The following is a 17,205-nucleotide window of genomic DNA, read 5'->3' on the forward strand; positions in this document are numbered from 1 at the left end:
AGGGCTCAGGCTTCCGCGTCTCCGACCACCGCAGGAAGCTCACGCCCGTCGAAGCAAGTGCGGGTTCCGGTATGGCATGCGGCCCCGATCTGGTCCACCCGCACCAGTAATGCGTCTCCGTCGCAGTCGAGAGCCACGGACTTGACGTATTGGCGGTGCCCGGAAGTGTCTCCCTTGCGCCAATATTCTTGGCGAGACCGCGACCAGAAAGTCACGCGTCCGCTGGTCAGGCTCCGACGGAGTGCTTCGGCGTCCATCCAGCCAAGCATGAGGACCTCTCCGGTGTCATGCTGCTGCACAATGGCGGCAACCAATCCTTGTGCATCGTATTTGAGGCGCTCTTCGATCTCTCCGGAGAGCGCCGTGTCCTGGGCGCGCGACTGAGTCATCATCAAGCCTTTACTCTACCGTGTGGTGTCCCTTTGGCACCCGACGGTCTTAGGATGAGGACATGAGCGCGATCACAGATCTCAGAAACCAACTCGTCGAAGTCCTTCAAAAGACCGGTCCGGGAAAGCCCACACTGTGCGAAGGGTGGAACACCGAGCACATGGTGGCGCATTTGCTCCTCCGCGAGACCCGGCCCGACATCGCGGCAGGAGCCGTTCTGTCCCCGCTGGCAGCGAGAACCGAAAGGAAGACCGAAGAACTTGCCGAGAAGCTGACCGACGGTCGCCTGTACATGGAAGCGGTCGAGAAATTCGCGCAGGCGAAAGCTCCCAACCGAATGCACGGAACCGTGGACGAGGGAATGAATTACGTCGAGTACGTGGTCCATCGAGAAGACGTGCTCCGAGGCTCTCCCGCTGCGAATGAAATGAACGGCGGCGAATCCCGGATCGATCACGAGGACGAAAAGATCTGGAAAACGCTGTCTTCGCAGGGAAAAATGTTCTCCAAGAGCTACCCCGACGGCCTCACGATCGTCGGCACCGACGATCAGGGCTCACCCGTTTTCGGACGGGAAACGCTCCGAAAGCCAGCCGAGGCATCCAGGGTCAGCGGGCTCGTGCAAAAGGTCGTCAAGGCTCCGAGTACGGGCGAACAGGTCACGATCACGGGAACGCCCCTTGAAATCCTTCTGTATCTGTTCGGCCGCCGAGAAGCCGCCGAGGTCGAGGTCGAATACTGAACAGATTCCCGCCCAGTTATCGGACCTCGAACCCCGCCTCTCGAATCGCGTTCTTGACCTCGTGAATCGCACTGTCCGGCCCGAAATGGAAGATCGACGCGGCCAGTACCGCATCTGCCCCGGCCCGTATGGCCTCCGGAAAATGCGCGGGTTCGCCGGCGCCGCCCGAAGCGATCAAGGGGACATCCACGACGTCCCTGATCGCCCGGATCATCTCCAGGTCGAATCCGTCCCTGGTACCGTCTGCGTCGATGGAGTTCAGCAAGATCTCCCCGACCCCGCGTTCGGCCGCGTCGCGGGCCCAGTCCAGAGCGTCGATCCCCGTGGACCGTCGTCCGCCATGAGTCGTCACTTCGAAACCGGATGAGGTTTGATCAGTGCGTTTGGTATCGACCGACAGCACCAGCACCTGGTTTCCAAAGCGTTCGGCGATGGCGTCGATGACCTCAGGATTGTTGATGGCGGCGGTATTGATCGAGGCCTTGTCCGCGCCTGCGCGCAGGAGCCGGTCCACGTCTTCGGGTGTGCGGACTCCTCCGCCGACGGTGAGCGGAATGAAGACCTGCTCGGCCGTCTGGGCGACGATGTCATAGGTCGTCTCGCGTGCGGACGAGGACGCCGTGACATCCAGGAATGTCAGTTCATCGGCTCCAGCGGCGTCGTAACGCTTCGCCAGCTCGACCGGGTCTCCGGCGTCCCGAAGCCCTTCGAAATTCACTCCTTTGACCACGCGTCCGGCGTCGACGTCCAGACACGGGATCACACGCACAGCTACAGTCATATTGCTTTTCCTCCTCGGACCATCGGTCGTTCAGAGCCGGGCCGCGGCAATCGGCGACACCAGAATGGCACGGGCTCCGACCTCGTAGAGGCTGTCCATGAGTTGGTTGGTCGAACGCTGGGGAACCATTGACCGCACGGCGTACCAGCCCTGGCGTTGCAGCGGCGAGACCGTAGGCGCTTCGAGCCCTGGGGTGATCGCGGTGGCCGCTGCCAGATTCTCTTCGCTCACGTCATAATCCATCAGGACGTACTGTCGGGCGACGAGCACGCCGCGCATCCTGCGGGCTAGGACCTCCAAGCCCGCAGCGTCTTCGAGACCGCGCCTCTTGATGAGCAGGGCTTCTGACCGCATGATGGGTTCGCCGAAAATCTCCAGGCCCGCCGCACGCATGGTGTTTCCGGTCTCGACGACGTCCGCAATGGCATCGGCGACACCCAGGCGGATCGAGGATTCGATCGCGCCGTCCAATCGAACGACCGACGCGTCGATCTTCTTTTCGGCCAGGTAATTGCGCAACAGGCTGGAATAGCTTGTCGCAACCCGCTTTCCCTGCAATTGTTCGATTGCCGAGAACTGCCCCACAGGCCCCGCGAAGTGAAAGGTCGAACGAGCGAAGTCGAGACCGAGAGCCTCGTCTGCATCGGCCTCCGCGTCCAGAAGCAGATCCCGGCCGGTGATTCCGACATCGAGGGTCCCGTGCCCCACATAGACCGCGATATCCCGGGGCCTCAGGTAGAAGAACTCGACCTGATTGACGTCATCGACGATGGCTAGTTCCCGAGTGTCTCGTCGCTGGAGATATCCGGCTTCGGAGAGCATGGTCTGTGCGGCCTGAGAAAGAGCGCCCTTATTGGGCACGGCTATGCGCAACATGAAAGTCCTTAAGTCCTTGCGGAAACGATCGTTCCCGTGGTCCGATGCTGGTTCAGAGGTACTTGTAAATATCTTCGGGCTTGAGTCCGCGGGCAATCATCAGGACCTGAAGATGGTAAATCAGCTGTGAGATCTCCTCGGAGAGCTCCTCGTCGGTCTGGTATTCGCCGGCCATCCAGACCTCGGCGGCTTCCTCGACCACTTTCTTCCCGATCCCGTGGATTCCGGAATCGAGTTCGGCGACGGTCTTGGAGCCAGTCGGCCGGTCGGTGGCTTTGGTGGTCAGTTCAGAGAACAGGTCTTCAAAGGTTTTCACTTGCCCAGGGTACCCCGCAGCCCTCACACATGAGCGAGTGTTACCGCTGTCTGCACCGCGGCGGCCGTGGCTTCGTAGCCCTTGTCCTCGCTCGAGTACTCCAAACCAGCGCGGTCGAGAGCCTGCTCGTCGTCGTCGCACGTCAGAACGCCGAAGCCCACGGGTGTGCCGGTCTGGACGCTGACCTGGGTCAGCCCTTCCGTCGCCGCCGCGCACACGTACTCGAAGTGAGGGGTGCCTCCCCGGATCACGACGCCGAGCGCCACGACGGCATCGTGTTTGTCCGCAAGACGACGCGCGGCAACGGGCAGTTCGAAGGACCCCGGTACGCGAACGAGTGTGGCCGACTCGTCGAGACCCGCATCGTGGAGGGCCCGTTGGGCCCCGTCCAGGAGGCCATTCATGACCTGCTCATGCCACGATGCGGCTACCACGGCGACTTTCAGCCCTTCGGTCTGAAGTTGGCCGAACGCCGTGCTGGGTGTTCCGATTCCGCTCATGATGTGTCCCCTTAGAGGTCTTCAGTTGGTTGGGTGGGGAGGCCGTCGGAATCTCGAGGCGCGCCCCCTTCGAGGTTTGTCGGAGCAAGCACCAATCGATGGTGCATCCGATCGCGTTTGGTCGCGAGGTATCGGGCGTTCTCGTGCCGGGGAGGGACCTCGTCGGCTTCCAAGGACCGAACCGTGAGCCCGAGCTCCGCAAGAGCCTCGCCTTTTGCGGGGTTGTTGGTGATCAGACGCAGATGCGTGATCCCCAGTTCCCGGAGTACACTCGCCGCCTGTCGATAGGCCCGTGGATCCGCGAGGAACCCCAAAGCCAGGTTCGCCTCGACGGTGTCCATGCCTTCATCCTGCAGAGCGTAGGCCTTGAGCTTGTTGACGAGTCCGATCCCCCGGCCTTCATGACCTTTGACGTAAATGAGCGTTCCGCCTTGGGCTGAGATCTGTTCGAGGCCTTGGTGGAGTTGGGGACCGCAGTCGCATCGGAAAGATCCGAAGACGTCGCCGGTCAGGCATTCGGAGTGGAGCCTGACAAGAGGTGCCGGATTTTCTCCGTCGATTGCGCGCCCCTGGTCGTCCACGGCGGTCGCGCTGAGCAGCTCGTGCTGATCCGGAAAGGACCAGGCCCGCATCTCGAAGTTCCCGTGAGGTGTGGGTACGAGGACAGGACGGGATGAGTCGACGGGGTCGTCATCGTCATGTGGAGGCTGGCCCATCATGCCTCCACGCTTTCGGCATCCATCTGGTTCAGCCTGGCGGCCAATGCCTCGATCGAGATCATCGGCAGACCATGGCGATCGGCGAAGGCCCGCAGATCGTCGAAGCGCATCATCGTGCCGTCATCGTGAACGAGCTCGGCAATGTACCCGACCTCCGGTAGTCCGGCGAGCCGGGTCAGTTCCACAGCGGCTTCGGTGTGGCCCGCTCTGGTACGCACGCCACCGTCGACCGCCCGAAGCGGCAGAATATGTCCGGGCCGGGTCAGGTCATCGGGTGACGAGCTCGATCCGGCCAGAACGTTGAGGGTTTTGGCTCGGTCCTGAGCACTGATCCCGGTTTCGACACCGTAGGCCGCATCACAGGTGACGGTGTAGGCGGTGGCTTTTGGATCCTCGTTGTGAGCCACCATAGGCGGCAACTCGAGTGCGTCGGCACGCTGGGCCGTCATCGGAGCGCACACAACACCCGACGAATACCGCACCATGAATCCGAGGCGAGCTGGGTCGGCCAAAGCGGCCGCGCCGATGAGGTCCCCCTCGTTTTCCCGGTCCTCGTCGTCGACGACGACCACAAGACCTCCCCTGGAAATCACGCGGATGGCTTCATCAATCGAATCGAATGTCTCCTGGGTTCGGCCGAGCAACGAGGGGGAAGATGCGGTTCCGATCTCCGCCGGCGCGGTCCCGAATTCGTGGGCGCGCAGCAGGTATTTCGCCACGGCGTCGGTCTCAAGGTTGACGGTGTCTCCCGGTTGGCTCGTACCCAAAGTTGTAGCGCGCAGCGTCGTGGGGATGACACCGATTTCGAACCACTGTTGCTGCTCATCGGGTCGGCTCACGGCGGTGACCGTGAGCGAGATGCCGTCCAGTGCGATGGACCCTTTCTCGGCGATCTGCGGGGCCAGGGCCGGAGGCACGGTCACGCGGATCAACGACCAGTCGGGATGCTCCTCGATGGACTCTATGGTCCCCGTCCCGTCCACGTGGCCCTGGACGATATGGCCGTCGAAGCGTCCATCGGCGGGAAGGCACCTTTCCAGATTGACGCGTGATCCTTCTCGTAACGCACCCAGATTCGTACGGACCAGTGTTTCTCCGATGACGTCGGCGACGAAGAGATCCTTTCCCGCCTCGGTCCGGGTAGCTGTAAGGCATACACCGTTGACGGCCAGCGATCCCCCTTCTGACAGATCTGAGGCGAGGCGGCCGGCACGTACGCGAAGGACCGCGGAATCCTTGTGCGTTTCGATCTTCTCAACCGTTCCCAAGGTCTCGATGATTCCGGTGAACATGTCTACTTCTTTCTGTTGGCCGCAGGCGCGGCGGCGAGGTGGGTGAGGGTGTCTTGTCCGAGAAGCCGAATTCCGGAGGTGGTTCCGTCGGCCTCGGAACCGGCGGCGTCCACCGCCAGAGAATGGGCATCACTGAGAGTCGCGGTTTCCAAGCCGCCCACGGCGGATCGTCCCGTACCGAAGAGCATTGGGGCCGTGTACCAGTACATTTCGTCGACCACGCCGTCGGCGAGGAACGCAGAGACGATTCCTGGACCGCCTTCGACAAGCACATGCCGCGCGCCGTCTCGGGCAAGACGTTCCAAGGCTTCTCGCGGGGACCTGGTGTCGAGCTTGGTGAACCCTGCGTCGAGGTGTATTGCCGCGTACTCCGGCACGTGTCTCAGTCCCATAACGGCCCGGCGCGGTTGATTCTCCTCAAGCACACCGTCGCGAGTTCGCGTTGTCAGTCGAGGATCGTCGGCAAGGACCGTACCGGTGCCGACGAGAACCGTGTCAACACGGTTGCGTATCCGATGCCCGTGGTTGCGGGATTCAGGACCCGTGATCCATTGGCTCGTGCCGTCCTGGGCCGCCACGAATCCGTCCAGAGACGCGGCCACTTTGGCCGTCACGAAGGGGCGTCCAGCCCTTTGGGCCTCCCACCATCGGACGTTGAGGCGATGGGCTTGATCCGAGAGCAGACCGGATCGGACGTCAACTCCGTGACGCGCGAGGAATCGCCCGCCCCCGGAAGCATTGCTCGTGGTGTCCGATTCGGCGTAGACCACCTTGCGAATCCCGGAGTCGAGGATTGCGTGTGAGCACGGACCAGTGCGACCCACGTGGTTGCAGGGTTCCAGAGTGACGTAGAGGGTGGTTCCCCGCATGTCGGTCCCTTCCGCTCGCGCCGAGGCGATCAGGTCGGCTTCCGCGTGCGCCGACCCCCTGCCCAGATGCCGACCGGTGTGAAGGATCCGGCCGGATTCGTCAACCAGAACGGCCCCGACCAGGGGGTTCGCACCCCGTGGACCGCACAGCGCGACGTCGAGGGCGGTCGTCATGGCCCGCTGATCCGATGCATCGAATTCCGGGGCCATCACTTGGAATCCTTGTCGACGTCCACGGTGGGGTCCGGGAAGCGGGTTTCGACCTGGACCCTGTGCTCACGATTCCTCGTGCGCCACCAGATAAAGAAACCAGTCAGGGTAAAGCAACCGTAGAAGAGATACATCAGACCTGAAGCGTAATAGCCGACCGAGAAAAGCAACGGTACGCCAACGATGTCGACCGCAACCCAGATGAGCCAGAATTCGACCCAGCCACGGGCCATCCCCCATGTCGCGAGGAGAGAGCCCATGAAAATCCATGCGTCGGACCACACGGGTTCGTAGGAGCCGAGTGCTCTGAAGACCGGGGTCAGCAGTGCGGTGCCCCCGAATAGCGCGACGACCAGGACCAATCGCTCTTTCCACGAAGCCCACCGAGGCGAAACGGCTGCGTGCCCTTGGGATTTCGCAGCTTTCCACTGGTACCAGCCGTATACGGAGACGATGATGAACATAATTTGACGACCGGCTTGGCCGAGGAGGTTCACGGGGTGCGGTGAGCCGAAGACGGCACCCAGGAATACCGTGAAGAGCAAGAGGTTGCCGGCGATGCCGATGGGCCAGGCCCAGACCTTGCGACGCATTCCGCCGAGGGCGGACGCGAGGCCGAAAAGGTTGCCCAGGACCTCGCGCCAGAGAATAAAACCTCCGCCGATAGTCAGCTGAGCGTCGAAGAGCCACCGCAGAATATTCACTGTTCTCCTTCCGAGCTGCGGAGGCTCCGGGGAGAACACAACGAACGACTCCACGTCCGGCAAGAAAATCGATCTCTGAGGAGAACGAATATTCCTCGACGTGTGCCGCGTTCTGCTCGTGCGCCTTTATCCAGACTGTACTGTCGGTACCGGAATTTCACCGATTCGGCCGCAGATTCCAAGACTCATTCGAGCCGACTGCGGGTCGCGGACTTTCACCGCCGGTTCGGAATTTCACCGACCCCCGGAGCACGATTGCGTGACATTGATTATGGCATAAATGCGTTCCGCGTCGAATCCCCGACGGCACGGGACGCAACGGAACGCAATCCGGCGATCGCAGCAGCCGGGTCCTCCGCACCGTAAACGGACGATCCGGCTACGAAGACGTCTGCACCGGCCTCCACGGCTCGGCCGATGGTTTCTTCCGAAATTCCCCCGTCGACCTGGAGGGCCACCGTGCCACCGGATCCGCGGATTGCCTCCGAGGCGCGACGCAGTTTCGGCAGAGTAAGATCAAGGAATTTCTGCCCTCCGAATCCTGGCTCGACTGTCATGACCAGCAACAAGTCCAGCTCGTCGAGCATTTCAAGATATGGCTCAACGGGCGTGGCCGGACGAAGGGCCATCCCGGCCCGGGAGCCCTGGGAACGCAGTTCCCTGGCCAACTTGATGGGAGCTATGGCCGCCTCCGCGTGGAAGGTTACGGATTCGCACCCGATTTCGGCGTATCGAGGCGCCCAGCGGTCAGCGTCTTCGATCATCAGATGAACGTCGAAAGGAACCGGTGAGACCTCGTGCAACCGTTCGACGACGGCCGGTCCCCAGGTCAGATTCGGCACGAAATGATTGTCCATGACATCGATGTGAGCCGCATCCGCGGTTTCGATCGCTTGCAGCTCTTCGCCCAGTCGAGAGAAGTCCGCGGAAAGAATCGACGGGTTGATGTGGAGATGACTCACGTGGGCCTCCTGATTGCACAACGCTGCGTACGGTTACCGGATCCGCCTTGGGGCGGGTTGTTCTCCAGCCTACCGGGCAGCTCTCATCAGGTGCGGGTCACGGCATGCGGGGCACATTCGACCGACGTATCCTCTGAGGACTGCCGGATTCTTTCGGCCACCCCACGGGCGATCCCCTCGTTGACGAATGCGCCGAGCACGTGGTGGCCAGGGTACTGTCGACTGGTCACAAGCCAAACCTCCCCGATCGGCCCCGCAGGAACTCGCAAGGCGTCTTCTTCAGCGATGCGATTGGCCTCGTGGACTCCGGGAGCCTGCGGGTCGTCGCCGTCGCCCAAGAGGTTCGATCCCAATCTCAGGGTCTCCGAGGTGAACGTCGTGTGCGGATATCTCCCGATCGCTTGCTCGATGAAGGGACGCACCTCGTTTTCGGACGGCAGTACCGCGACGATCGGAGGGATTCGGCTCCCCTTCTGAAGGATCACCGACACGGTGGATGGATCCAGGCGGTCTCTCCGTGCCTGGAGACAAGCGACGACCAGGACCCAGACGAATACGCCGTACACGACGACGGCCGTGACGATCAGCGCGATGAGCTGAACCTGGTTGTCGCCCCACTGTATGTTCCACCCGAAGTGCAACAAAAACGCCAGGAGAACCCAGACGGCTCCGGTGAGCCAGCGTTTGGCTGTCGTGCGGTCTCGCACGAAGAGCGCGCGTCCGATCCCCCAGCCGGAAAGGCTCGTGAAAACCACGTGAAGGCCGATTCCGAAGAGAGTCCGGTTGCCCCACATCTCCAAGGAACCGATGGCATCGCCGTTGGGGTTCAGAATCGCCCCGATAGCACCGTATTGAATATTTTCCACGGCCTCGAAGCCCAGGCCGATCATCGCGCCCGTCATGAGCCCGTGCCAGGGCCGATTGAGTTTCCGAAAGCTGAACAGAATCAGAAGGACACCCAGTGCCTTGCCCAATTCTTCGGGATACGCGCCCGATAGGGACGCGTCCAACGGATACCATCCGATTTTCTGGACCAAGCCGCTCAGCCCTGGCCCTGAGGCAAGGGCCAGACTGACCGCGACACTGCCGCCCCAGAGGAAACTAGCGGCCGACCAGCCTAAACCTGCGCGAGGCCAGGTCGGCAGGAGGCGGAACAGAAGGAGCAAGACTGCGGAGAGGACCACGGCCGAGGCAAGCCCGACCGCCGTCCCGCTGGGTGATGTGAGGGCGGAGATCAGCACGAAGGCGGCCGAGACCAGGCTTCCGAGGCCGATCAGTATCCACAGTGAAACAGGATATATCTTGCTCATGACCGACCTCCCGAGGTCACGTTGTGCCACACGAGATCCGAATACTTCATGCGATCCGGTCCGGAGACAACGACCATGATGGTCTGATCCCGATGTTCGCCGGATCCTTCCAGCGAGATCGCCGTCGCATCGGCGGCGGTGTCCTCGATCTGGCGGGCCTCGGCTCGATGCCTCAGGGGAACATTCTCGTCGAGGACCCGCCAGCCGACTCCGACTCCCCGGATGATTCTGCGCAATGCCAGATCCTGGTCTTCGGCGTTCTCAACCACCGTCGTGCGGATCTCGGTCTGCCCGCAGGTCCATCGTTCGGTCATGGGGTCGTCGAAGTGCTGTTCGCACACCAATTCGGAGCCGTCTCGGTCACGCATTCCTATGGTCCAGCCGTAGTCCTCCGAGCCGAGCTCGACCCGAGACATCACGGGGGCTGCATCCGGGACTGCGGCGTTGATCACGGCGGGGGCCCCCAGCAGGATGACGGCGACGCCGACTATGGCCCACCAGGCCCTTGCCCCGAATCGGGGTTTGATGCGGTATGCGGTTCTCACGTGAGCGTAATTTCCTCTGATGTGGTTCGTCCGAGTGCGAGCACGGCCCCGAGAACGGGTCCGGTCCTCTGGCTGTGAAGTTCCTACTTTTTGCGCAAGAGCGCCAGGAACATTGCGTCCGTGCCATGGACATGCGGCCAGAGCTGAACCGTGGTCGCATCGTCCTGCCCTTCCGCGGGTTCGATGCCTGGCACCCTAGTGCCGGGCGCTGAATCGCCGTCGAGGACCCCCGGTTTGGCGACTGCCCGGACGGCGGCGGCGGTATCGAGGAGCTCGACGTCGCCGGCATCGAGGATATCGAGCAGAACATTCTGGGTTTCGGCCGGATGCGGAGAACAGGTGACGTAAGCTACAACGCCGCCCGGACGAGTGACAGATATGGCCGACTTCGCCAGTTCGAGCTGCAAGGACATGAGATCCGCAATGTCGCCCGGTTTCTTGCGCCACCGGGCTTCGGGCCGCCGCCTCAAGGCGCCCAGGCCCGAGCACGGAGCATCGACCATGACGCGGTCGAAGATTTCTCCGCCCTCGCCGAACGCTTCGACCGCGAGGCTTACCTCCTCGGGGAGGACGGCCGTCAGAAGATTCTGATGGATCTCCCGTCCGTCACCGGTCAGAACCGAATATACGTTCTCCGGGAGGGGCTTCAGAGCGCTTCTGACCAATTCGGCTCGATGCTCCGACGACTCGTTGGCTACCAACGCCGCGCCCCGTGCCGAAGCGAGCGCACTCAAGAGCGCCGCTTTGCCTCCGGGACCGGCGCACAGATCGAGCCACGCCGAGTCCGTTCCTTCCAAGTCGACCGCGGCCAGGGCACGGGCCACGAGCTGGGAACCGGCGTCTTGCGCCCGGACCGTGCCGGACCGCACCGATTCCAAGCGACCCAGATCGCCATGACTGTAGGTCGCGGAACCCTCGACGAGCACACTGGGTTTCGCGTCGTTCTCTAGGGCCTCTCGCAGGTCACCGAATCCCGGCAGCGCGACCAAATGAACCGAAGGGCTCGCGTTGTCGGCCGCCAGAAGATCTTGGATTTCGGTCGGGACGCGGCCGTGGGCCGCAAGGGATTGTCTGAAAGCGCGGACAATCCACACGGGATGCGACTCTTCGATCGACATGCGCTTGATGTCGTCCGTGACATCAGCCGTTAGCTCTGCGATCCATTCCTCCCGAGACTTCTCGCTGACTCGCCGAAGCACGGCATTCACCAGCGTTGCGGGACCGGCGCCGATCACTCCGCGAGCAAGCCCGACGGTCTGATTGAGGGCCGCGTGATTCGGTACGCGCATTCCGAGAAGTTGATGGGCCCCGAGACGGAGGGCCGTGACGATTTTCGGGTCCGTCTTGTCGAGGGATCTGTCGAGGCAGCGCGACAAGATCGCGTCATAGGTTCCGCGTTCCCTGAGCGTTCCGTATGCCAGTTCGGTCGCGAAGGCCGCGTCTCTCCGGTCCAAGCGGTGCTTGCGAATCGCTTGGGGCATCACGAGGTTGGCGTAGGAGTCCTGGCTTTCGACCGCTTGCAGGACTTCGAACGCGACCAGCCGATCCGGGTCCGCAACCCTGCGTCGTCCGCTCGGTGCCGATGCTGAGAACTCGCGCTTTCCCTGGGCTTTTCGGTTTCTTTCCCTTCCCTGGGCATCGCGTCGTGCATTCCGCGTGTCAGGGCGCCCGCTTCGGTTACCGCGGCGATTGTTGCTTTCACTCATTCAAAGATCACGGTCTCCTGGTCGATTTTTCCTGCGCCCCGCGCCCAATCGGCCGCGTTCATCATCTTTTTCCCGGCGGGTTGAATGCGATCGACGACCACTTCGTCTTGCCCGCACGTGACCACAACGTTCTTTTCTTCCAGCCGCGCCGCTCCCGGAACACGGCTACTGGCCATGTCTCCAGGGTCGAATGCGTGCAGGCCTTCCATTTTCAGGCGTTGCCCCTTCAATTCCGTCCAAGCGCCAGGCTCCGGCGTGGTCCCCCGGACATGGGCCTCGACGTCGGAGGCATTTCCAGTCCAGTCGATGCGGGCATCCGAGATATTCAATTTGGGAGCGAAGCTTGGTTCACCGATCTGCGAGGTCGCGACGGCGGTCCCGGAACCGATGCTTCGGAGGGTTTCGGCTAGAAGTCTTCCACCGCTGGTTGCCAATGCCGCCAACATGGTCCCTGCCGTGTCGTCCTCGCCCACCGGTTCAACCAGTGTTCCGTACACGGGACCGGTGTCGAGGCCTTCTTCGATGAGGAAGGTCGAGGCTCCCAGCTCCTTTTCACCGGCCATGAGCGCTCGTTGCACAGGCGCGGCGCCACGCCAACCAGGCAAGGTCGAGAAATGAAGGTTGATCCATCCATGAGGGACGAGCTCCAAGGCCCGACGCGGCAGAATCGCTCCGTAGGCCACCACGGCTGCCACGTCCGGTGCCAGGTCCGCAACGGCAGCGTGAACGGCATCGTCGTACCGATTCCCTTTGATAATGGGGATCCCGAGCTCCTCGGCCCGCTCGGCGACGGGAGAGGCGGTCATGAGTCGCTTCCGTCCGACAGGCGCATCTTGTCTGGTCAATACGCCGACCACGTTCAGGCCTGCGTCGATCAATGCGTTGAGCGGTTCGACCGCCGTGTCCGGGGTTCCGGCATAAAGCACGCGCATCATCCGGCACCTCCCGCGGCGCCGAAGGAAGGACCGGGTCCAAAAGAGGAACCGATTCCGAATCCGCTGGACACGTTGCTCGCGCGGCGCCGCTGCACTCCCGCTGACACCTCACCATAGTCTGCAGAACGAATCACCCTCATGACTCGTTTCTTGTCCTCGCCGACGAGGCGGTCGATGTACAGTTTCCCGTCCAAATGGTCCGTCTCGTGCTGCAGACACCGAGCCAGCAAGCCCTCGCCTTCGACGACGATCGGAGCGTTATTCCGGTCCACACCCGTAACTCGGGCCCACTGGCGCCGTGGTGCGTCCCCGCTCAATCCCGGGACGGAAAGGCAGCCCTCGCCGCCTTCCTGAGGCTCTTCCCGGATCTCGATGACGGGATTGATCACATGGCCCACCTCGCCCTGCGGCCCTTCGACGCCGTACGTGAACAAGCGAAGAGCCACGCCTACCTGCGGGCCGGCGAGTCCGACCCCGTCGACGTCGAACATCGTCTCGATCATGTCGTCGATCAGTCGTGAGAGTTCCGCGTCGAATTCGGTCACGGGCTCGCAGACGGTCCGGAGCACGGGGTCGCCGATCGTGCGGACGGAGAGAACGGTCATCGGATTCCTTTGGTTTCTTCTCTAGCTGGCGTCTTGTTCTGGAATGCGCACCCGAGGCGGCGGCGGGACCACCGGCATCAAGGGCTGGAGAGCACTTTCTGTGAGAGCCAGATCCACCGACCGATGGTATTCCCACACTTTACGGAGGGCGTAGAACTTGAACCAGTTGTGCTTGAGCAGGTCCGGATTGGCTTGCTGAGGCTTGACCTCGGTCTCCCCCAAGGCGACGCCCAGAAGTACGGGCGCGTTCCCGAACTCCCACGGGCCCCACGTCCCCGCATCCGCGTCCACCAGCGCTTCTTCGGCCTTGACCCCGGCGACCAGCTGCATGATGACTTTGGTGTCCAGAGGCTTGACCCGATTCTTGCGGTCCGTTCCTTTGGTCTTGTAATCGATGATGCACACGCGCCCACCGATCCTCGCGACCAGGTCGAGGGTGCCTGCGTAGCCCACGGTTTGGTTCCAGACGGTAACCTCGGCGGCCAGGGGTTCCGGCCGATACAGGTCCCACCATTCGTCGAAGCGGTCGGCCCACGCGGTCTCTCCGTACTGGCGCAGGTGTTCCCTCGCCTCGTCCGTTTCGTGGTCCTGACCCATGACCCGCAGGGCGACGTTCTCGCAATAGTTGTGGATGCGGTCTCCGCGGGCGGCGGCCTGATCACGGTATCTTTCGGCCGCGGCCGCGGCATCGCGAATCACCGCATGCTTGAGGCCTACGGAACGGGAGGCACGCATGGCACGGTCGTCCTCGAGGGCAGCTTTGGCGGCCATGTAACCGTGCCACCCTCCGAGGTCCTGCGCGTACTGCCCGATCACCGTGGTGATCGACGGTACTTCAGGGTCACCCTCGACCGAGCGCGCGTACATGCGCCCATATTCGGTCTGGGTCGCAAGCCTCGGCTGGGTCATGAAATAAACCGTCCTTCTCGCTCACGTTGTGATGGCCTCTGAATTCATCAGGCGGCGACTCCACTGGGTATGGCCCCTAGCACCGGTGCAGGATGTCATCAGGCCGCCTCATGTCAGTCTGCCGCCATGAAGCTCCCTCACCGTGCATTAAGACAACCCATGCAGGCCCATGTCATGCAAAAGGCCCCCGCCCGGATGCTTCCGGCGGGGGCCTGATGCGAGCTGTCTCCAGCGCTCTACGTGCGCGATACTGGGTTCGAACCAGTGACCTCTTCGGTGTGAACGAAGCGCGCTACCACTGCGCCAATCGCGCTCAGCACTCGATTCAGTTTAGGGACACCGGCCAATCGAGTCAATTTGAGAGCCCGAGCCTGCCGGTGACACACAACACAAATTTCCTCGGTGCGGATTTGCGCCCCCGGGCGGGGCAAATAGCCCGGAATACCGCGGGTTCGCGGGGGATTCGGGCGGGACCCCTCCGGATTTTGCATCCCCCTCAAGGATGTGTAGAGTATTCATCTGTCAGCGCGACGGGCTGAAGGAAAGCCCGCCGAAGCTCAGGTTGTGAAATTTGAGATCGTTGAACATGCGGTTGTAGCTCAGCTGGTAGAGCACCACCTTGCCAAGGTGGATGTCGCGGGTTCGAATCCCGTCAACCGCTCGCAGATTGCTTCACATCGTGGGGCATAGGCCCTGAGTCCTTCGATCAGGACATGGTGAGGTGGTCGAGTGGTTAGGCAGCGGCCTGCAAAGCCGTGAACGCGGGTTCGAATCCCGTCCTCACCTCGCAGTACATAATAAAATATGTATCCAGCGCGATTGGCGCAGCGGTAGCGCGCTTCCCTGACACGGAAGAGGTCACTGGTTCGATCCCAGTATCGCGCACAGATAAGGCCCCGGTTCTACGGAACCGGGGCCTTTGTGCGTCCGACAACGGGCTGGCTCATCAGATGCGATCTGATCACGCATGACTGCCCGGAGAGGCCGGACTGACCCACAGGGTTAGCCGATGAGCCCCAACGCACCTTTAAGAATCGCCAAAACCGCCCCTGAACCGGCCAGGATCAGCGCGAGCGTCCTCGCGGTCGACGCCGGTACCCGTTTGACCAGGGGTGTGCCGATTCCTAGCCCCAACAGGACCATGGCGGCAACGCCGACGAAGAGCCACGGCGTCGGCATGGACGCGTGGTGGACGGCCCCTGCCAAGAATTTGGCCGCCAGAGACGTCACCCCCAGTGTCATGAAGACGGGCTGCATGGTCGCGGCGTATTCGGCTTGCTTCCACCGGGTGATCCGGGAATAGACGACCATCGCCGGTGCCGCAACCCCCGCCGTGACATTGAGCAGACCGCCGGCCGCACCGGAAGCGACCGTGAGACCTTTGCCGGACCGTTCGCTTCCCTGGTTGCCAGCAAGAATTACGACCATCCCAAGTAGCACGACGAGACCGACGACCAGTTGCAGGATCGAGCCCGGAGTCAACCGAACGATCACGGCGCCCGGGACCGTGCCGATCAGGGCGCTCGCGCACAGAATCGACCACTGTCTCCAATTGACCATGCGCCACAACGCGCAGGTCAGGAGAAATCCGGAGACGGTGGTCGTGACATTGGTCAGGAAGACGCCATTGGAGCCGCCCAGCGCAATCGCGAAGGCCGGGGCGACCACGAGGCCGACGCCGGTCCCCGAAATCCGTTGCAAAACAGTCCCCAGCAAGACGGCCGGGAGGATCAACCACAGCATGAGGCACTCACCTTCTCCGGTCTCGAGAGCCTCTACTTTTCGACGGGTTCTTCGAGCACTCCCTCACGGGCCAATGCCGTCAGACGTGAGACGGCACGGAAGTATTTCTTCTGGTATCCACCGGACATCATTTCTTCGGTGAAGACCTGGTCGAAGGGAACCCCCGAGGAGACGATCGGCAAATCCTTGTCGTACAAGCGGTCGGCGAGGACGACGAAACGCAAGGCCACAGCCTGAGCGGTAATGGGTTTGACGTTACGCCATGCAATACCCTCGAGCCCTTCGATCAGCTGCCGATAGCGGCTCGGGTGAACCTGAGAGAGGTGTTCGATGAGCCGGTCGAAATCGTCGACGGCTACCTTGTGGCCTCGGTCGAAGCGGGCGGCCACGGCGTCGTCGAATCCATCGTTGTCCACCGGGCGTGGGGCTTCCGGCAATCCACGGTGACGATAGTCTTCGCCGTCGATGCGGATGACGTCGAATTGGTCGGACAAGACCTGGATCTCGCGCTTGAAGTCAGCTGCGGCGAATCGGCCCTCGCCGAGAGAACCGGGCAAGGTATTCGACGTCGCAGCGAGCTTGACGCCCGCATCCGATAATTCGCGCATCAGCCGCGACATCAGAACCGTGTCCCCCGGGTCGTCAAGTTCGAACTCATCGATGCACACCAGGTTGTAATCGGAGAGCGCCTCGACGGTTTTGCGGAACGTCAGGGCTCCCACCAGGTTGGTGTATTCGACGAAGGTGCCGAAGGCCTTCGGACCGGGAACCTGGTGGAAGAGCGAAGCCAAGAGGTGGGTCTTGCCGACGCCGAAGCCACCGTCAAGATAGATGCCCGCTTTGTCGTTTTTCGGTGTGTTTTTGCCAAAGAGCCTCGAGAAGAGTCCCCCGCCCTGTTTTGCTCCGCCGACCGATCGCCCGAATTCTTGCAGAGCTTCGACGGCGTGAGCCTGTGAGGGCTGGTTCGGGTCGGGAATGTACGTGTCGAAGGAGACTTCGCCGAAACGCTCGGACGGTTTGAACCCCTTCAGGAGTTCCTCTGCTGACACGCTCGGACGACGATCGACCAGACGGATAGAGGCTTCGGGCAC

19 protein-coding genes, 4 tRNA genes and 1 riboswitch are annotated in these 17,205 nt (G+C 62.3%); of the genes, 4 read left to right on the forward strand and 19 right to left on the reverse strand.

All coding sequences use genetic code 11. The annotated features are described in order from the left end of the window. Positions 1 to 5: 5 nt before the first annotated feature. The gene (hisI, locus tag sake_RS08010) at positions 6 to 392 is read right to left on the reverse strand and encodes a phosphoribosyl-AMP cyclohydrolase (protein WP_178946306.1); all 387 of its coding nucleotides are present in this window, start codon (positions 390 to 392) and stop codon (positions 6 to 8) included. 59 nt (positions 393 to 451) lie between these two features. On the opposite strand from hisI, the gene sake_RS08015 reads away from it, so the two are divergent. Then, positions 452 to 1,132 carry a maleylpyruvate isomerase family mycothiol-dependent enzyme gene (locus sake_RS08015; protein WP_178945788.1) on the forward strand — a complete coding sequence of 227 codons (681 nt, stop codon included), beginning with the start codon at positions 452 to 454 and terminating at the stop codon, positions 1,130 to 1,132. Between the two features lie 16 nt (positions 1,133 to 1,148). Here the strand turns inward: sake_RS08015 and hisF are convergent, their stop codons facing one another. The 16 genes from hisF to sake_RS08095 all read right to left on the reverse strand — a co-directional run bounded on the left by hisF (position 1,149) and on the right by sake_RS08095 (position 14,684). After that, the gene (hisF, locus tag sake_RS08020; RefSeq protein WP_178945789.1) at positions 1,149 to 1,913 is read right to left on the reverse strand and encodes an imidazole glycerol phosphate synthase subunit HisF; all 765 of its coding nucleotides are present in this window, start codon (positions 1,911 to 1,913) and stop codon (positions 1,149 to 1,151) included. Between the two features lie 30 nt (positions 1,914 to 1,943). Continuing rightward, entirely contained in the window at positions 1,944 to 2,789 is an 846-nt protein-coding gene (hisG, locus tag sake_RS08025; RefSeq protein ID WP_129360878.1) for an ATP phosphoribosyltransferase, read from the reverse strand. A gap of 52 nt (positions 2,790 to 2,841) precedes the next feature. Continuing rightward, positions 2,842 to 3,105 (reverse strand): phosphoribosyl-ATP diphosphatase, encoded by a 264-nt coding sequence (locus tag sake_RS08030; protein ID WP_129659032.1) that lies wholly within the window; start codon positions 3,103 to 3,105, stop codon positions 2,842 to 2,844. A gap of 23 nt (positions 3,106 to 3,128) precedes the next feature. Further along, positions 3,129 to 3,605 carry a 6,7-dimethyl-8-ribityllumazine synthase gene (gene ribH, locus sake_RS08035; RefSeq protein WP_129360880.1) on the reverse strand — a complete coding sequence of 159 codons (477 nt, stop codon included), beginning with the start codon at positions 3,603 to 3,605 and terminating at the stop codon, positions 3,129 to 3,131. Positions 3,606 to 3,616: 11 nt separating this feature from the next. Next, complete coding sequence (locus sake_RS08040; protein WP_129360881.1) at positions 3,617 to 4,324, reverse strand: GTP cyclohydrolase II; 708 nt, start codon at positions 4,322 to 4,324, stop codon at positions 3,617 to 3,619. Beyond that, positions 4,321 to 5,616 (reverse strand): 3,4-dihydroxy-2-butanone-4-phosphate synthase, encoded by a 1,296-nt coding sequence (gene ribB, locus sake_RS08045; protein ID WP_178945790.1) that lies wholly within the window; start codon positions 5,614 to 5,616, stop codon positions 4,321 to 4,323. Before ribB ends, sake_RS08040 begins: the two co-directional genes overlap by 4 nt. 2 nt (positions 5,617 to 5,618) lie before the next feature. After that, positions 5,619 to 6,695, reverse strand: a complete 1,077-nt coding sequence (gene ribD, locus sake_RS08050) for a bifunctional diaminohydroxyphosphoribosylaminopyrimidine deaminase/5-amino-6-(5-phosphoribosylamino)uracil reductase RibD (protein ID WP_243155766.1) — start codon at positions 6,693 to 6,695, stop codon at positions 5,619 to 5,621. Further along, positions 6,695 to 7,399, reverse strand: a complete 705-nt coding sequence (pnuC, locus tag sake_RS08055; RefSeq protein ID WP_129360884.1) for a nicotinamide riboside transporter PnuC — start codon at positions 7,397 to 7,399, stop codon at positions 6,695 to 6,697. Before pnuC ends, ribD begins: the two co-directional genes overlap by 1 nt. A 115-nt stretch (positions 7,400 to 7,514) precedes the next feature. After that, positions 7,515 to 7,655: riboswitch (FMN riboswitch) on the reverse strand. A gap of 13 nt (positions 7,656 to 7,668) precedes the next feature. Further along, on the reverse strand, positions 7,669 to 8,361 hold the full coding sequence (rpe, locus tag sake_RS08060) for a ribulose-phosphate 3-epimerase (protein ID WP_178945792.1): 693 nt from the start codon (positions 8,359 to 8,361) through the stop codon (positions 7,669 to 7,671). 86 nt (positions 8,362 to 8,447) lie between these two features. Beyond that, positions 8,448 to 9,671, reverse strand: a complete 1,224-nt coding sequence (locus sake_RS08065) for a PrsW family intramembrane metalloprotease (protein ID WP_178945793.1) — start codon at positions 9,669 to 9,671, stop codon at positions 8,448 to 8,450. After that, positions 9,668 to 10,216, reverse strand: a complete 549-nt coding sequence (locus sake_RS08070; RefSeq protein ID WP_178945794.1) for a hypothetical protein — start codon at positions 10,214 to 10,216, stop codon at positions 9,668 to 9,670. Before sake_RS08070 ends, sake_RS08065 begins: the two co-directional genes overlap by 4 nt. A gap of 83 nt (positions 10,217 to 10,299) precedes the next feature. After that, positions 10,300 to 11,922, reverse strand: a complete 1,623-nt coding sequence (locus tag sake_RS08075; RefSeq protein WP_129360888.1) for a transcription antitermination factor NusB — start codon at positions 11,920 to 11,922, stop codon at positions 10,300 to 10,302. After that, positions 11,919 to 12,854, reverse strand: a complete 936-nt coding sequence (gene fmt, locus sake_RS08080; RefSeq protein WP_178946307.1) for a methionyl-tRNA formyltransferase — start codon at positions 12,852 to 12,854, stop codon at positions 11,919 to 11,921. The genes sake_RS08075 and fmt overlap by 4 nt, the downstream gene beginning before the upstream one ends. Beyond that, the gene (gene def, locus sake_RS08085; protein WP_178945795.1) at positions 12,854 to 13,462 is read right to left on the reverse strand and encodes a peptide deformylase; all 609 of its coding nucleotides are present in this window, start codon (positions 13,460 to 13,462) and stop codon (positions 12,854 to 12,856) included. The genes fmt and def overlap by 1 nt, the downstream gene beginning before the upstream one ends. A 21-nt stretch (positions 13,463 to 13,483) precedes the next feature. Continuing rightward, the gene (locus sake_RS08090) at positions 13,484 to 14,371 is read right to left on the reverse strand and encodes a PD-(D/E)XK nuclease family protein (protein ID WP_178945796.1); all 888 of its coding nucleotides are present in this window, start codon (positions 14,369 to 14,371) and stop codon (positions 13,484 to 13,486) included. A gap of 241 nt (positions 14,372 to 14,612) precedes the next feature. Further along, positions 14,613 to 14,684, reverse strand: a tRNA-Val gene (locus tag sake_RS08095). 275 nt (positions 14,685 to 14,959) lie between these two features. Here sake_RS08095 and sake_RS08100 point away from each other — a divergent pair. The 3 genes from sake_RS08100 (at position 14,960) to sake_RS08110 (ending at position 15,256) form a co-directional block, all read left to right on the forward strand. Beyond that, positions 14,960 to 15,032 (forward strand) — tRNA-Gly (locus sake_RS08100). A gap of 54 nt (positions 15,033 to 15,086) precedes the next feature. After that, positions 15,087 to 15,157: transfer RNA gene (locus sake_RS08105), tRNA-Cys, on the forward strand. Between the two features lie 27 nt (positions 15,158 to 15,184). Then, positions 15,185 to 15,256: transfer RNA gene (locus sake_RS08110), tRNA-Val, on the forward strand. A 117-nt stretch (positions 15,257 to 15,373) separates the two neighbouring features. On the opposite strand, the gene sake_RS08115 is transcribed toward sake_RS08110, so the two are convergent. After that, positions 15,374 to 16,114 carry a TSUP family transporter gene (locus tag sake_RS08115; RefSeq protein WP_129360891.1) on the reverse strand — a complete coding sequence of 247 codons (741 nt, stop codon included), beginning with the start codon at positions 16,112 to 16,114 and terminating at the stop codon, positions 15,374 to 15,376. Between the two features lie 32 nt (positions 16,115 to 16,146). Beyond that, positions 16,147 to 17,205, reverse strand: a complete 1,059-nt coding sequence (gene zapE / locus sake_RS08120; protein ID WP_238147743.1) for a cell division protein ZapE — start codon at positions 17,203 to 17,205, stop codon at positions 16,147 to 16,149.

Origin of the sequence: Kocuria sp. TGY1127_2 (assembly GCF_013394385.1) — a bacterium.
Taxonomy (GTDB): domain Bacteria; phylum Actinomycetota; class Actinomycetes; order Actinomycetales; family Micrococcaceae; genus Rothia.

Bases quoted from the DNA above. Each gene is read 5' to 3' on its own strand.
- sake_RS08015 (WP_178945788.1), top strand. From the start codon at position 452: ATGAGCGCGATCACAGATCTCAGAAACCAACTCGTCGAAGTCCTTCAA.
- sake_RS08075 (WP_129360888.1), bottom strand. From the start codon at position 11,922: ATGAGTGAAAGCAACAATCGCCGCGGTAACCGAAGCGGGCGCCCTGAC.
- sake_RS08115 (WP_129360891.1), bottom strand. From the start codon at position 16,114: ATGCTGTGGTTGATCCTCCCGGCCGTCTTGCTGGGGACTGTTTTGCAA.
- ribH (WP_129360880.1), bottom strand. From the start codon at position 3,605: ATGAGCGGAATCGGAACACCCAGCACGGCGTTCGGCCAACTTCAGACC.
- ribD (WP_243155766.1), bottom strand. From the start codon at position 6,695: ATGGCCCCGGAATTCGATGCATCGGATCAGCGGGCCATGACGACCGCC.
- sake_RS08090 (WP_178945796.1), bottom strand. From the start codon at position 14,371: ATGACCCAGCCGAGGCTTGCGACCCAGACCGAATATGGGCGCATGTAC.
- sake_RS08040 (WP_129360881.1), bottom strand. From the start codon at position 4,324: ATGATGGGCCAGCCTCCACATGACGATGACGACCCCGTCGACTCATCC.
- hisF (WP_178945789.1), bottom strand. From the start codon at position 1,913: ATGACTGTAGCTGTGCGTGTGATCCCGTGTCTGGACGTCGACGCCGGA.
- hisG (WP_129360878.1), bottom strand. From the start codon at position 2,789: ATGTTGCGCATAGCCGTGCCCAATAAGGGCGCTCTTTCTCAGGCCGCA.
- sake_RS08065 (WP_178945793.1), bottom strand. From the start codon at position 9,671: ATGAGCAAGATATATCCTGTTTCACTGTGGATACTGATCGGCCTCGGA.
- ribB (WP_178945790.1), bottom strand. From the start codon at position 5,616: ATGTTCACCGGAATCATCGAGACCTTGGGAACGGTTGAGAAGATCGAA.
- fmt (WP_178946307.1), bottom strand. From the start codon at position 12,854: ATGCGCGTGCTTTATGCCGGAACCCCGGACACGGCGGTCGAACCGCTC.
- def (WP_178945795.1), bottom strand. From the start codon at position 13,462: ATGACCGTTCTCTCCGTCCGCACGATCGGCGACCCCGTGCTCCGGACC.
- hisI (WP_178946306.1), bottom strand. From the start codon at position 392: ATGATGACTCAGTCGCGCGCCCAGGACACGGCGCTCTCCGGAGAGATC.